Here is a 15,563-nt window from a genome sequence, read left to right on the forward strand (position 1 = left end):
GCGCCAAAAGTTGTTCAGATATATTTGGGTTCAATGTTATTAACCGGTGATTTTATATAGCCTATATTAGATCAGATATTTAAGCGGAATGGTATAACTTGCTAATATTCTTCACTATTCATATTTATTCAGCTTCTTATTTCTGCATGAATAGCAAAGAATGACCGCTCCACAATAGAAAAGGACATGCGTTATGAGTACATTCGGTTCACAACTAAAACACTATCGTAGTGAGCTTAAACTAAGCCAACCAGAATTTGCTGAGCAAGTAGGGATAGAGCAAAGCTACTTATCAAAACTTGAGAACGATAAGTCAGTGCCTTCTAATGACACATTTCGCTCTATATTAGCCGCACTCAATTTAACCATTTGTGATTTTATGCAGCCATTAAAACACTCAGTAGATAAAGCTCGGCTGATTAATGTGCCTGATATTGAAGCTTGGTATAAGCAACAAACTAACAAACAATTTATTAAACAGCGTTCACTGATTTATAGCGCCATACTGATAAGTGCTTTAGGTTGTGCGCTATTTTATTTAGGCCATCAAGAAAAGTTATTTAACACAGAATTTTATGAGTACAAATCATACGGTGTAGTGAAAGATAATGAGCCGGATGGTATTTTTTATGATTGGCGGACACTACTCGTAGATAAAAGCGGGGAAAATATAGATGCAAAACATCGCGAAATGACTAACAGACGTGATTTTAAATTTATTATTTCACCTGACTATAAAGGCACTTCGTTCGTCGAGTCAGGCGAACAGGGCAGGCGTTTATTTAGTGTAACTTCAAAAACACCTATTATTAAGTCGCATAAAGGCCATGTATGGCTTGAGTTTGTTGGTATTTTATTGGTTGTGATAGGCGCGGGGCTTATCACCTTTGAGAGCAAACTGACAAAACACTCGTAATTAGCAGTGAATCCTGACGCTTGTTAATTGGCGTCAGGGTTGTGTGGAATAAGGTGCGAAAATTGTTGCTGGTGGATTTGTTCATATAGCGTTGCTGCATAGCTTTGTGCGTCTTGCAGACGGCGAGTACTAATGTGCTTTCTTAAATCATTTAGGGCAGCGGTTGCAGGCTCGTAACCTTGGCTGCTGGCGAGACTCAACCAGACTGAACCATGGAAAACACTGTGCGGCACGCCTTGGCCTTTTATAAAAAACAGCCCCATGTAAAATTGTGCTCTATGATTACCTGCCATTGCAGCTAAACGCATCCACTTAGCGGCAAGTGGCGCTTGTTCGTTTTTAAGATAATACAAAGCTTTGTTTAGTGTTTTTTCAACTGATTGCGTACTTTTTTGTGGCTCATCCCCTGTATCAGGCTGCGTTATAAAGGCAAGTACGTTGTCAAGTTGTTGCTCTAAATCTAAGCCTACTGGCGATTTATCAGACATAGTTTAGTTATTTTCTTGAAATAAAAGACCTTATTAGTTTAGAACATTGCAAGGTAAATTGTCCTCTAATTATGAGAAAATATGATAAAATTAGCCAATTAATCTTAACTTAAAGTTCAACATGTTCGAAAGACTTTTCAAAATACGTGAAAACAACACGTCAGTCCGCCGTGAAACCATTGCGGGTATCACAACATTTATCACTATGGTTTATATTGTTTTCGTTAATCCAGCGATGCTAGCAGAAGCAGGTATGGACCAAGGTGCTGCGTTTGTAGCAACCTGTATTGCTGCGGCGATTGGGTGCTTTATTATGGGGTTGTGGGCAAATTACCCATTAGCGTTGGCTCCAGGCATGGGCTTAAATGCATTTTTCACCTATGGTGTCGTACTTGGTATGGGTTACAGTTGGCAAGCAGCGCTTGGTGCGGTGTTTATGTCGGGATGTATTTTTTTATGCTTGAGCTTATTTAAAGTCAGAGAATGGATTATCGACGCGATTCCCTTGGTTTTAAAGCGTGCTATCGCAACGGGTATTGGCGCTTTTTTAGCGCTAATCGCATTAAAAAATGCAGGGATAATCGTCGCAAGTCCTGCCACACTGGTGCAATTAGGTGATATTACTGCGCCTGGCCCTTTATTGGCTATCTTAAGCTTCTTTGTGATTGCTGCGTTATTGTATCGTGATATGAAAAGTGGGGTGTTGATCAGCATCTTGTTAGTGACGGGCATCGCATTAGGTTTAGATCTTGTTGAATACAAAGGCATTGTTTCTATGCCACCTTCAATTGCGCCTACGTTTATGCAATTAGATTTTGCAGCCGCACTAGAAATTTCGATGTTGACGGTTATTTTTGCGTTTCTCTTTGTAGATCTATTTGATACGTCAGGCACGCTTGTCGCTGTAACACAAAAAGCGGGCCTTGCTGATGAACAAGGCAAAATGCCACGTTTAGGCCGAGCGCTGAGTGCGGACAGTACTGCCACGATTGCAGGCTCTATGCTGGGAACGTCGACAACCACATCATACATTGAGTCAGTGGCCGGTGTATCTGTAGGTGGGCGTACAGGTTTAACGGCGGTAGTCGTCGGAATTTGCTTTTTGCTTATGATGTTCTTTGCACCGCTTGCCAGTATGATCCCAGCCTACGCAACAGCGGGCGCGATATTGTACGTGGCCGTCTTAATGATGCAAAATTTAAAGCTGGTTAATTGGGATGACATGACAGATGCAATTCCTGTAAGCGTAGTGCTATTAATGACCCCGCTAACGTTTTCAATTGCGCATGGTATTGCACTGGGTTTTATTGCGTATACTGCGGTTAAATTAGTGTGTGGTAAAAAAGATGAAATCAGTGTGAGTGTATGGGTACTTACTGCGCTATTTATTATTAAATTCGCGTTTTTATCGTAATGAATGCAGACCAAAGAAAAAGTGGATTACCACTTTTTCTTTGGGGCAAATAACACATCTAAATCGTCTTGCTCTTGCTCTGCTTTTTTCTTTCTTGATGTTGCGTTCGACGCCTTTAGCTCCGTGCTGATAGCTTCTAAGTAATTTTCGATTTCCTGCTTTTTAGTATTTATGTAGTCATCGCTGTAGCTTACAGAAGCAAGTGTGGCTAACGCTTTTTCAAAGTACTGACGTGCTGAGCCAACCATGTTTGCTGCACGCGCTGAAATACCGCGCTTAATTTGGCTTTCAACATTGATTCTTAATTGCAACTTTTCTAAACGCTTATCCTCGGCCACAAATACCTGACTATCTACTTTGCCTTTACCATGTTCAGAGCGCAGTAATGCACGTAACTTTTTGATACTTTGGATCAGCGAAATTAATTGTTTGTCATTATCGGGTAATACAAGTGCATCAGAATTATTAGAGTCAATTGGCAAGGTCAAGCGCTGCTTAGCTTCGTTTAAGCGACTTTTTAGTTCTTTTGAGTTAGGTGATAGCTGCACCATGCTCGCTAATGCATCATAAACACGGCGCTGAATAATACGTAAAATATTTTCAGACATCGGAATGTTTGTACTATTGAGCAGTACTTCTTCTGCTTCTTCGATGATTTTTTTCTGTTTTGTTAGTTCTTTGCGACGCTCTGACTCTTGTTTTTCTTTATGTTGTTGCACCGCGCTTACCCACAGTGCAATGACAATCAAGGCAACAATGAGCATAATGATGATAGAAACAATCATAGCTAAATCTCAGTTTTCACTATCTAATTTTTTTATCTTACATTAAAAATATTACATCTGGATAGTTTTGCGCATACTTATGTGCAATAAACTATCAATCAACCATTCTTTTTTATTAGGGTCGTGTTAAGCAAGCATGTTTATTGAGTATTTTATGAATAAACATCGCTACCGAGTCACAGTTGAATGTGGTAGCCTTAGAAAGAATCGCGATAAAAGTAAAAAATGACAGTGCGATGAAATATCACTTGGCATTGCGCTTAGCAGCCTTTATAAATAAAGAATAACAACGTTTACAATGCAGCCATGAAACTACAACAACTCAGATATATAGTCGAAGTCCAAAATCATAAACTCAATGTCTCTGCGACAGCTGAAAGTTTATTTACATCTCAACCAGGGATCTCAAAACAAGTTCGTATGCTAGAAGACGAATTGGGTGTTCAGATCTTTGGCCGTAGTGGTAAGCATTTGACACATGTAACCAGTGCTGGCAATGAAATCATTAATATTTCACGAGAAATCTTGTCGAAAGTTGAAGGTATCAAAGCCGTCGCAAATGAACATACTTTGCCAGATCAAGGTAAATTGAACATTGCAACCACGCACACACAAGCCCGTTATGCGCTGCCAAATGTCATTCAGGGCTTCATGAAAAAATACCCCGCGGTGTCACTGCATATGCATCAAGGCACGCCGCAGCAAATTTCTGATGCGGCAGCACGTGGTGATGCTGACTTCGCTATCGCGACCGAAGCATTACACTTATATTCTGACCTTGTCATGCTGCCTTGTTATCACTGGAATCGCAGTATTGTGGTTGCAAAAACACACCCGCTGGCGAAAAAAGCAGATAACCTGACTGTTGCCGATGTCGCGAAGTATCCGTTAATTACCTATGTGTTTGGCTTCACAGGTCGCTCTGAACTTGATAAAGCCTTTAGTGCACATGGGCTTGAACCGCATATTGTGTTTACAGCCACGGATGCCGATGTTATTAAAACCTATGTGCGTCTTGGCCTTGGGGTTGGCGTGGTAGCGTCGATGGCAATTGATCAAGTGACAGACAACGATTTAGTGTGTATTGACGCAAGTCATTTATTTGAAGCGAGTACCACTAAGATTGGCTTTAGAAAAGGCAGCTTTTTGCGTAGTTACATGTACGACTTCATTGAGCGCTTTGCCCCTCATTTAACAAAAGAATTGGTTGAACGCGCCAGTTTGCTGCGTAATCAAGAAGACGTAGATAAGCTGTTTGAAAATATTGAATTGCCAATCAAGTAGTGAAGTTATTAAATTAAAAGCCGCTTAAAAGCGGCTTTTTTGATAATGGGCATGTGTCATACCATATATGGTATTAATTAACACTCAATGATATTAACCGCTAAACCGCCGCGTGCGGTTTCTTTGTATTTAGTTTTCATATCATTCCCTGTGTCGAGCATGGTTTTGATGACTTTATCGAGCGTTACTTTTTGTTCACCAGAACCGCGCATAGCTAAACGAGAGGCGTTAATCGCTTTAATCGCCCCCATAGCATTGCGTTCAATACACGGAACTTGTACAAGACCGCCTACGGGGTCACAAGTTAAACCTAGGTTGTGCTCCATGCCAATTTCAGCGGCATTTTCTACTTGTACTACGTTACCACCCATTATTTCGGTCAGGGCGCCGGCAGCCATAGAGCAAGCAACTCCGACTTCACCTTGACAGCCAACCTCTGCGCCGGAAATTGACGCGTTCTTTTTATATAAAATACCAATTGCAGCCGCTGTTAATAAATAACGTGTCGCAATATCACGGTCTACTTCTTTGATGAAGGTGTTGTAATACATTAGAACCGCAGGAAGAATACCGGCAGCACCATTTGTTGGCGCAGTGACCACACGGCCACCAGCTGCGTTTTCTTCGTTTACTGCAAGCGCAAATAAATCAACCCAGTCCATAGCACGCAGTGGATCATTGTTTACTTCAATGTTTAGTTTAAGGTGTAAGCTGGGGGCACGACGTTTAACTTTTAAGCCTCCAGGGAGGATACCTTCGGTACGCATACCACGCTCTATACAGGCTTTCATTACTTGCCAGATATTAAAAAGCGTGTCTTTTACTTCATTTTCGCTGCGCAACGTTTTCTCGTTATGCATCATTAATGTCGATACACTAAAACCTGATTCGCGACATAACTCTAGCAATTCTTTGGCTGTATTAAAGGGATAGGGGGCTGGATTTTCTTCACGAACATCAAGGGCTTTTTGTTTTTCATTTTCAAACTCTTCATCTGTAACAATAAAGCCACCACCAATAGAGTAGTACACTTTACTAAAGAGCTTTTCGCCATTTTGACTTGCTATGATTTCCATCGCATTTGAATGCTTAGGCAAGGTTTTTCTACGATGAAAAACAATCGCACCTTGTTTAGGGAATTTCGCTTTGTGGCTCTGATTTAAGTAGATAACTTGTTCTTTTTCGATTTTAGCTAATATGTCATCAACTAAGTCAGCATCGATTGTTTCAGGGTCGTAACCTGCTAAGCCCAAAATAACGGCTTTGCCAGAACCGTGGCCGATACCTGTTTGGCCAAGCGAGCCAAATAGCTCAACTTTTACATCGGTTACCTGAGACAATAAGTTCTTTTCTTCTAGCTCATTTACAAATAAACGTGAAGCGCGCATTGGACCAACAGTGTGAGATGATGATGGGCCAATACCAATACTAAACATATCGAATGCACTGATCATAATTTGCTACTCATTTTTTATTAAATACGGCGTATTTTCTGCCTTTGAACGGTGTCACATAATAACGTGTATGTGAGCGTGTGTAACCCTAAAAGCATGATAATTAAACTGGTAGGGCGAGTTGTTTTATAAAGTTATTAATAATACTGGCTGTTGCTCCCCATAGAAGACCATGCGGTGTCATTAAGCCTTTTAAAACGAATGTTTTACCGTTTCGTTGAAAGCTTAGCGGTTGCCAGTTTCTGTGATCGCTTAAATGTGAAATAGGCAGTAAAAAGCTCACTTCGACTTCGCTGGGATCTGCCTGCCAACCGGTTCCCGCAGCAAGGCTGCATACATAGGGGGCAATCGTAAACCCTGTTAATGTTGAGTACTGATGAAGTTGCCCATGCACTGTAACATTATGTGCAGCAATATTAAGCTCCTCATGGAGTTCCCGCAGTGCCGTGTGCATTAATGACTCATCCTGCTTCTCGAACTTACCACCCGGTAAACAGATCTCCCCTGGATGGTGAAGTAAATGACGAGGACGCTTACACAATATTAAATGTGCGTCGTTTTCAACATCGATGAGCGGTAACATCACCGCACTGGCACGCTTATCCGCATTAATGTGAATTTGCTGTGCAGGCTCAGTGGCCATACTTAAGCTGAAGCGGGTGATTAATTGCTGGCTATTCAAGGTTATTACTTTAGTAAAGGCAATATTTTATTTACTTTATCGTATGTTTCTTGGTACTCCAAGTCGACCTGTGAATCTGCGACAATACCGCCTCCGGCCCAGCAGTATATCGTGCCCTTATGGCACACTAAGGTACGTATGGTGATACTCGTGTCCATATTACCGCAGGCACTTAAGTAACCAATTGAACCACAGTATACGCTTCGGCGATGTGGCTCGAGCTCTTCTATTATTTCCATGGCACGAATTTTAGGTGCGCCTGTGATAGAGCCCCCAGGAAATGCAGCGTGTATTTGATCTACAGCATCTTTACCGTGCGCTAATTCGGCTCGAACAGTGCTGACTAAGTGGTGCACCGCAGGGAAGCTTTCAATGGCAAATAAGGCGGGAACAGTAACCGAGCCCGGTTTTGCCACTTTGCCTAAGTCGTTACGTAATAAATCAACAATCATGACATTTTCGGCACGGTCTTTTTCAGACTGTTGAAGGCGCAGTGCTTGTGCCTCATCATCGGCGTGTTTGGCTAAACGTGGTAGTGTGCCTTTAATTGGCTTGGTTTCAATTTTTCCTTGGTTTATGGCAATAAAACGCTCTGGAGAAATCGATAAAATGGCGCCGTCTGGGTGGTTTATATAACTCGAAAAAGGTGCTTTGTTGGCGTCTCTTAAGGTGCGATATGCATGCCATGTTGAGCCTGAAAACTCAGCGCTAAAACGCTGTGCTAGATTAATTTGATAACAGTCGCCACTTTTTAAGTAGGCTTGAATTTGTTCAAACTTTTCAGTGTAGCTGGCTTTTGTCATGTTCGACTGCCAATCACTATTGAGAGTGAACGGTACAGAATCTGTGGGTGTTTGAGATAAAAAGTGTTGATATTGAGCTAAACGATTATGGTGTCGCTGAGCAACATAAAACCAGCTTTGCTGCTGTTTATCGAAAATCAGTGCATCAGGATATAAACCCAGTGCCATTTGTGGCATCGCAATATCATTGTCGGCATGCGATGGCATGGTTTCTATTACACGACCAAAATCGTATCCAAAGTAGCCCAGCCAGCCCCCCGTAAAAGGAAGCCCGTTTGGATTGGCTGTATTATCAAAATCATCAAGTGCTGATTTCATTAGCGTGAAGCAATCACGGGATTGCGCTTCGCCATTTAAAAAGCATTGGTTGTTGCTAACTTCTAATGTGTTTAATGGTTCAATGGCAATGATATCAAAACGACTGTTTACATGATTACTATTTGCTGAATCAAGTAACACGGCATAGGGCAAATGAGCAAAATGAGTAAAGAGTGAGATACAATCATCGGTTAAATCTAATTTTATGCACAAATTTTCATCGTTTATCATTTACATTGCCTTGAATAACTAGCCCGAAACGGGCGAGGAGGTTATCATAAGTTAAATTTGATTGGCAGCGTTATGATTTCCTTTATAGTGATGCCATGACTAACCCGTAGAGTAAATCTTCGTCACCGGTTTACTCAGGATCACGTACTAAGCGACGTGATAAAAACTTAAGGAACCCGTAATGAGTACAATTCGTCAGCAAGACTTCATTGATAGCATTGAAGATGCATTGCAATACATTTCTTTTTATCACCCTCTCGATTTCGTCCAAGCCTTAGAAAAAGCGTACAATAAAGAGCAAAGTAAAGCGGCAAAAGACGCTATTGCGCAAATCTTAATTAACTCGCGCATGTCTGCTGAAGGTAAACGTCCCCTGTGTCAAGATACCGGTATTATTACCTGTTTCGTTAAAGTGGGTATGGATGTTAAGTGGGATAAAACAGACATGACTGTTCAGCAAATGGTTGATGAAGGTACACGTCGCGCTTACTTAAACCCAGATAACCCATTACGCGCATCAATCGTTGCAGACCCTGCTGGTACGCGTAAAAACACCAAAGATAATACACCTTCTGTGGTTCATATCGACTTAGTGCCAGGTGGCGAAGTTGAAGTGATGGTTGCAGCTAAAGGTGGCGGCTCAGAAAACAAAACAAAAATGGTCATGTTGAACCCATCGGATGATGTTGCGGCGTGGGTTGAAAAAACACTCCCAACAATGGGGGCTGGTTGGTGTCCGCCGGGTATGCTAGGTATAGGCATTGGTGGTACCGCTGAAAAAGCAGCCGTGCTTGCTAAAGAGTCTTTAATGGATCCGGTTGATATTCACGAGCTAATTGAACGCGGCGCTGAGACAACAGAAGAAAAAATGCGTATTGATATTTTTGAGCGCGCGAATAAGTTGGGCATTGGTGCTCAAGGTCTAGGCGGTTTAACAACTGTTGTTGATGTAAAAATTAAAACGGCACCGACGCACGCGGCATCTAAGCCTGTAGTAATGATCCCGAACTGTGCGGCAACGCGTCACGTTCACTTTACCTTAGATGGCTCAGGTCCAGCAGAGCTTAAAGCTCCTAAACTTGAGGATTGGCCAGAAGTGACGTTCGAAGTTGGTGAGGGCACACGTCGTGTTAACTTAAACACGCTAACTAAAGAAGACACGCAAGAGTGGAAGATGGGTGAAACTGTGCTTCTCTCTGGCACTATTTTAACAGGGCGTGATGCGGCGCATAAACGCCTACAAGATATGATCCAATCAGGTGAAGGTTTACCTGAAGGTGTTGATTTCGATAATAAATTTATCTATTACGTCGGTCCTGTTGATGCGGTTCGTGATGAAGCTGTAGGCCCAGCAGGCCCAACAACGGCAACGCGTATGGATAAGTTCACTGACATGATGTTAGAAAACACGGGCATCATTGGTATGATTGGTAAAGCTGAGCGTGGTCCTGCAACGGTTGAATCAATTAAAAACAATAAGTCTGTGTACTTAATGGCGGTAGGCGGTGCTGCTTACTTAGTATCTAAAGCTATTAAGAAAGCGCGTGTAGTGGCGTTTGAAGATTTAGGTATGGAAGCAATCTACGAGTTTGAAGTTGAAGACATGCCTGTGACTGTCGCTGTTGACAGCGAAGGTGCCAATGCGCACACGCAAGGCCCAGCAATTTGGAAAGCCAAAATCGAAGAGCTTGATGGTAAATTAAAATAATCGTCATTAAATCGTTTATATGAAACGGCGCCCAAGCGCCGTTTTTTTCAGCTCTGACCAGTCTCTTTCTCATCCACACTTTTGACTTAAAGTGTGTGTTTTCAGGCTTTTGCTACTGAATTACTTTGTCACTTTTTCTTTACGCTATACTTGACCTTTACGTTCACGTAAAAAAGATTTTGTAGATTTACTTTTGTTTTGAATTAATCATGCTTTATGTGGATTTATATAGGTATATATTTCCTGTTTTAACGTGCTTTTTGCGTTGTTATTTCAATCGCGTAACTTAGCTTAGTTTTATCATCTCATATAGTGGCATGGGAGCAAACGAAGTGATAAAGTCTCGGCAATTTCAGCGCTCACACCCCAAAAAGGGTAAGAAAATTTCGGAGTATTTAACTGTGGCTGTATTTAATAAAGTCGACTTTGATAACCACGAGCAAGTGGTGTTTTGTTCAGATAAAGAATCAGGCCTTAAGGCTATTATCGCGGTTCACAATACCAAGTTAGGTCCAGCTGTAGGTGGCTGTAGAATGTGGGACTATGCGACTGACGAAGACGCAGTAACCGATGCCCTTCGTTTATCGAAAGGTATGACATACAAAAATGCGGTTGCACGTTTACCATTCGGTGGTGGTAAGTCTGTTATTATCGGTAATGCAAAAGAAATTAAATCAGAGCAGCTTTTCCGTGCGTTTGGCCGTCAGCTAGAGCGTTTAAGTGGTAGTTATTATTCAGCAGAAGACGTAAACATCACGTGCGATGACGTTGCAATCATGAATAAAGAAACTAACTATGTGCTGGGTCTTGAAGGTAAAAGTGGTAATCCATCACCTTTCACTGCTTACGGTACATTTTTAGGTATTAAAGCCGCGTTACAGCATCAACGTGGTCATCAAGATTTATCGGGTATAAAGGTTGCTGTGCAAGGTTTAGGTGCCGTTGCATATGGTCTTTGTAAACACCTTCATGAAGCAGGCGCAACATTGTTTGTTACTGATATTAACGAACAAGCTGTATCACGTGTTGTTAATGACTTTAATGCGACAGCAGTGGGTATCGATGAAATTTATGACCTAGATGTTGATGTCTATGCACCTTGTGCGTTAGGTGCAACAGTAAACGACATGACAATTCCACGTTTAAAAGCAACGATTATTGCTGGTTGTGCTAACAATCAACTCGCAGAGTCTCGCCACGGTGAAATCATTCGTGAAAAAGGCATTCTTTACGCGCCAGACTATGTAATTAATGCTGGTGGTATCATTAATGTGTATTACGAAACAGCACCAGAAGGCTACAGTGCAGAGGCGTCAACGAAGCACGTTGAAGGTATTTTTGATACGCTAACAGAAATTTTTGCTCGCTCAGAGAAAGAGCAAAAATCAACGCATTTAATTGCTGATGAGCTTGCATTAGAAATCATCGAAAACGGCTTATAATTTAATTAATTTGCTGTTTAAAAAGGTGCGCATGGCGCGCCTTTTTTTGTGCCCAAATAGGCTTCAATACCCATTTGCAATATTATTCCAAATAAACCGCTTAATTAAGCTTACAGCTATAACATATTACGCCAAATACCTTTATAGGCGACAACATGCAAACAGCCCTAAAAAGCCAATAGACTATCGCGGATTTTAATCGCAATTACATGACTTAATGAATGTATCTGGCTACACTGTTTTTTTATTTCACAGGGCCACCCAATGCATTCTCTTCCAAATGACTGTCACGTAATTGATCTTGAGTCATGGCCTCGTAAGCAACATTTTGCTTTTTTCAAAGAATTTAGTCTCCCTTACTTTAATGTTTGTGTGTCGCTCGACATGGCTGCACTTTATGAGCAGTGTAAGTCAGCGCCGTATTCATTTTTTCATAGCTATATTTTTCTGACTTTAGAGGCTTGCCACGATTATGCGCCCATGCGCCAGCGTATTATAGATTCGTGTCCTATTCAGCTATCAACTTTACGTGCTAGTGTGGTTGAGTTAGCTGATGATGATACATTGCGTTTCAGTTACTTTGAAAAACATGATTCTATTCAACGCTTTTCTGAGCATGCATTGCAGGTAGCAAAAGAAAGTAAAGGGCAACCTTTCTTCTCAGAAGCGTTTGCAGCGACAGAAGGGCAACCCGATCTCATTCATATTTCTGTTTTACCTTGGCTAAATTTCACGGGGTTTTCACATGCCGTTAGTGAGGGGCACGGGTTAGGTATTCCTAAATTGGTGTTTGGTCAATACGATAAGCGAACCGGCAAGATCCCGCTATCCATTGATGTCCATCACGCTTTAATGGATGGTTTACATGTCGCTCGGTTTGTTCAAATCTTGCAAGAAAAAATTAATGATTACTGTAATTGATTGTTGCTAAATGTGATTAAAGTGAGTAAGAATTGCAACTAATGTAGTAGTAATGGAAGTGTTGGTTGACGATATGAGCACCACACAGCATCACTGAAAAGAACAATAATTAAAGGTTAAGCTTTATGGCGCGGGTAGTTTGTCTCATTTTACTGTGTGTATGTTTTAGCGCTTTTGCAGAATCAACTCGCCTTTCATTGAGTGACTATTTTACTGAGACATGGAATACACGCTCAGGTTTACCTCACAATAGTATTAACAGTGTTGCACAAACGAAAGATGGCTATATCTGGATAGCAACGTGGGAAGGGTTGGCGCGTTTTAATGGTCGAGAGTTTAAACTTTTTACACGAACCGAGATCCCAGGATTGCCTGATTCAGGTTTAAGAAGTCTGATAGCCATGGATAATGGCGATTTATACATTGTTGGAGCACGAGGCGGGATTGCCGTGCGCTCACAGGGCCAGTGGCGGTCGCTTCCAAGTTCATCGACCATGATTAATCATGCATTGATCTCAGAACAAGGCGAAATTTGGCTCGCTCTTGAGGGACAAGGTATTGTGTATCGTGCATCAGAAAAAGCAACAGAACACACATTGGTTGATAAACTGAGTGCATACAGACTAATAAAAGACAAACAGAATGTCATTTGGGCTGCAACCAGTGATGGCTTATACAAAATTGAAGGTAAAAAGGTCAGTAAAGTTGGTCAAGAAGCCGGTTTACCTGATGTCTCTGCTTTTACGCTGTTATTGACTCAGTCGGGTACCTTAATTGTCGGCACAGAAAAAGGGGCATGGCAAAAGCAAAACGATAAATTTGTCTCTGTTGATGCAACGCTCAATCATGAATCCATATCGAGTTTGCTCGAAGATACCCAAGGAGACATTTGGTTCGGTACAATCAACAAAGGTGTTTTTAGATTGAGGCAATCAGGCCTTGAAAATCTCGATGCCGATGATGGCTTGCCGAATAACCGTATTCTGTCATTACTGCAGGACCGTGAAAAAAGCATTTGGGTTGGTACTAATGCAGGGCTATTCAGGCTGCGTGAAGCCCCGTTTACGAATTGGAGCCAAAGCCGTGGTCTTGCTTCAGATTATGTTCGCACCGTATTGTCTCATTCTGATGGTAGTTTGTGGGTAGGCAGTAGCAATGGTTTAAACCGAATTATAAATGGGGAAATAACCACCTTAAACCAAGCATATGAACGTGATCCCCTGTCAGTGCTAAGTTTAACTGAAGACAAAAATGGGGATGTATGGCTTGGCACGTACACTGGTGGCCTCATGAAAGTGGTGAATAACAAAATTTACCCAGTTAAGAATCGCACTAATGGGCTTCTTAATAATGAGGTACGGGCGGTATTATTCGATAGCTCACATAATTTATGGATCGGCACTGCCAGCGGCCTTACAAAGCTCACAGACGACGGACAAATTCATTCTTACACTACTGAAGAAGGCTTAGCTGGCAATTTTATTATGGCACTTGCTGAAGATAATCAAGGCCGGCTATGGGTTGGTACGGGTGTTGGAGTGTCTATTTTTGATCCCGCATTAAACACATTTTCTAACATAGAATTTCCTGAAAAATTTAGCACTGAATATGCGTTTGGTTTTTATCTTGATGGCGAAAAAATGTGGCTCGCAACGGATCGAGGCCTCATACGTTACGATTTGAAGATCGATGTTATGCATTTGTTTGGACGTGAACAGGGCTTACCCGTTGATAAATTATTTCAGGTTATTGAGCAAGGTGACTCGTTGTGGTTAACCAGTAATCGCGGTGTTATTCAGCTCAATAAAACCCAGCTTACTGAATTTTTAGATAACCCCACGGGTGCGGAGTCAGTTGTTGTTTCTATGCAGTTGTATGATGAAGGCGATGGCATGCTGAGCGCGCAAGCAAATGGCGGTTCTAACCCTGCAGCAGTGACGCATTCTGATGGTCAACTCTGGGTTGCAACGGCAAAAGGGGTTGCGATTGTAAAGCCTGAGCGACTTAAAGAGGCGAGTAAACGTCGTTTGTCAACGGTCATAGAAAGCTTTGAAGTTGATGGTAAGCCCGTTGCATTGCCCGCTAAAAGTGATGCACTAAGTTTACCAGCGGGTATTTCAAGGGTGTCATTTAATTATGCAGGCTTAAGTTTTATTATGCCGCAGCGTCTAAATTATCAAACTCACTTAAGTGGCTACAACGAAGAATGGGTTGATAGAGGCCGCTTAGCTATTACTGAGTATACAAACTTACCTCCGGGAGAATATACATTTAAGGTCCGTGCGGGCTATCCAAATAGTGAATGGCAAAACAATGAACAAACGTTACGATTCAGAATTGCGCCATATTTTTGGCAAAAGACCAGCTTTAAATTAGTGCTTATTTTGGGCTTATTTTTAATAGCCTATGCAATATATAAATACCGTTTATATCATTATAAACGCATTGAAATAGAGCTGACGGAGAAGGTCGAGCAACAAATGCACGATTTAAAGAACCAAGCAGATGCATTCGCGCATCTCGCTAATCATGACCAATTAACTCAGCTACCCAATAGACGAGCATTCGATAGTTGGCTATTCGAGAACTTTAGTCAGTTCCAACATAATAAGCAAAGCTTAAGTGTTGCGATTATGGACATTGACCACTTTAAATTAATTAATGACAATTTTTCACATTTGATTGGTGATCAAGTGATTTGTGAAATTGCCCGTTTGTTACGTATCAACTTTCCCGATGAAGGTTATGCTGCGCGTTGGGGAGGCGAAGAGTTCACTTTACTATTTCCTCATAAAGGTGCTGATGAAGCCGCGCGTTTATGTGAAATTATTCGCTTAGAAATCGCGGATTATAATTTTTCTGAACTTGCGAAAGAACTGTCTGTCACTGTAAGTTTCGGTGTTGCAGATAATGCAAATGTTACCGACTATGATCGGCTACTTTCTCATGCCGATACCGCGCTCTACCACGCTAAAAATAATGGCAGGAACAAAGTGGTAATTTACAATAAAGAAACATCAATTTTGTAGATTGGTCACAAATGGCTTTTTTATTCATTTTAAGTTCATTATAATAGTAGACCCCATAAGGGAAACAAAAATAATTAAATGGAGTTTT

The 15,563-nt window shown here is 41.5% G+C and carries 12 protein-coding genes; 7 read left to right on the forward strand and 5 right to left on the reverse strand.

Annotation, left to right across the window (positions count from 1 at the left end; translation table 11 throughout):
- The first annotated feature begins 193 nt into the window (after positions 1–193).
- Positions 194–916, forward strand: a complete 723-nt coding sequence (locus ACSSVW_RS18290) for a helix-turn-helix domain-containing protein (protein WP_196857284.1) — start codon at positions 194–196, stop codon at positions 914–916.
- 23 nt (positions 917–939) lie between these two features.
- Here the strand turns inward: ACSSVW_RS18290 and ACSSVW_RS18295 are convergent, their stop codons facing one another.
- Positions 940–1,404, reverse strand: coding sequence for an SEL1-like repeat protein (locus ACSSVW_RS18295; RefSeq protein WP_036967474.1), 465 nt, complete (start codon positions 1,402–1,404; stop codon positions 940–942).
- Positions 1,405–1,525: 121 nt separating this feature from the next.
- On the opposite strand from ACSSVW_RS18295, the gene ACSSVW_RS18300 reads away from it, so the two are divergent.
- Positions 1,526–2,818: an NCS2 family permease gene (locus ACSSVW_RS18300; protein WP_065978728.1), complete on the forward strand. Its 1,293-nt coding sequence runs from the start codon at positions 1,526–1,528 to the stop codon at positions 2,816–2,818.
- A 26-nt stretch (positions 2,819–2,844) separates the two neighbouring features.
- Here the strand turns inward: ACSSVW_RS18300 and ACSSVW_RS18305 are convergent, their stop codons facing one another.
- Positions 2,845–3,603, reverse strand: coding sequence for a hypothetical protein (locus ACSSVW_RS18305; protein WP_065978727.1), 759 nt, complete (start codon positions 3,601–3,603; stop codon positions 2,845–2,847).
- 306 nt (positions 3,604–3,909) lie between these two features.
- Between ACSSVW_RS18305 and cysB the strand changes: the two genes are divergently transcribed.
- Entirely contained in the window at positions 3,910–4,887 is a 978-nt protein-coding gene (gene cysB, locus ACSSVW_RS18310; protein ID WP_036967477.1) for an HTH-type transcriptional regulator CysB, read from the forward strand.
- Between the two features lie 77 nt (positions 4,888–4,964).
- Here cysB and ACSSVW_RS18315 read toward each other — a convergent pair whose 3' ends face one another.
- From ACSSVW_RS18315 to pabB, 3 genes are all read right to left on the reverse strand, one after another.
- The gene (locus tag ACSSVW_RS18315; RefSeq protein ID WP_065978726.1) at positions 4,965–6,341 is read right to left on the reverse strand and encodes an L-serine ammonia-lyase; all 1,377 of its coding nucleotides are present in this window, start codon (positions 6,339–6,341) and stop codon (positions 4,965–4,967) included.
- A 103-nt stretch (positions 6,342–6,444) separates the two neighbouring features.
- Complete coding sequence (locus ACSSVW_RS18320; RefSeq protein ID WP_036967480.1) at positions 6,445–7,023, reverse strand: NUDIX hydrolase; 579 nt, start codon at positions 7,021–7,023, stop codon at positions 6,445–6,447.
- Between the two features lie 5 nt (positions 7,024–7,028).
- Positions 7,029–8,375, reverse strand: a complete 1,347-nt coding sequence (pabB, locus tag ACSSVW_RS18325; protein WP_454179878.1) for an aminodeoxychorismate synthase component I — start codon at positions 8,373–8,375, stop codon at positions 7,029–7,031.
- Between the two features lie 181 nt (positions 8,376–8,556).
- Here pabB and ACSSVW_RS18330 point away from each other — a divergent pair, with 181 nt between their 5' ends.
- The 4 genes from ACSSVW_RS18330 (at position 8,557) to ACSSVW_RS18345 (ending at position 15,475) form a co-directional block, all read left to right on the forward strand.
- Positions 8,557–10,083 (forward strand): fumarate hydratase, encoded by a 1,527-nt coding sequence (locus ACSSVW_RS18330; protein ID WP_454179879.1) that lies wholly within the window; start codon positions 8,557–8,559, stop codon positions 10,081–10,083.
- Positions 10,084–10,484: 401 nt separating this feature from the next.
- Positions 10,485–11,525 carry a Leu/Phe/Val dehydrogenase gene (locus ACSSVW_RS18335; RefSeq protein WP_036969160.1) on the forward strand — a complete coding sequence of 347 codons (1,041 nt, stop codon included), beginning with the start codon at positions 10,485–10,487 and terminating at the stop codon, positions 11,523–11,525.
- A 264-nt stretch (positions 11,526–11,789) separates the two neighbouring features.
- Positions 11,790–12,446 carry a CatA-like O-acetyltransferase gene (locus ACSSVW_RS18340; RefSeq protein WP_454179880.1) on the forward strand — a complete coding sequence of 219 codons (657 nt, stop codon included), beginning with the start codon at positions 11,790–11,792 and terminating at the stop codon, positions 12,444–12,446.
- 125 nt (positions 12,447–12,571) lie between these two features.
- A complete protein-coding gene (locus tag ACSSVW_RS18345; protein WP_454179881.1) occupies positions 12,572–15,475 on the forward strand; it encodes a ligand-binding sensor domain-containing protein in 2,904 nt (967 codons plus the stop codon).
- Positions 15,476–15,563 lie beyond the last annotated feature (88 nt).

The sequence above is a fragment of the Pseudoalteromonas sp. MBR-15 genome, from assembly GCF_053628915.1.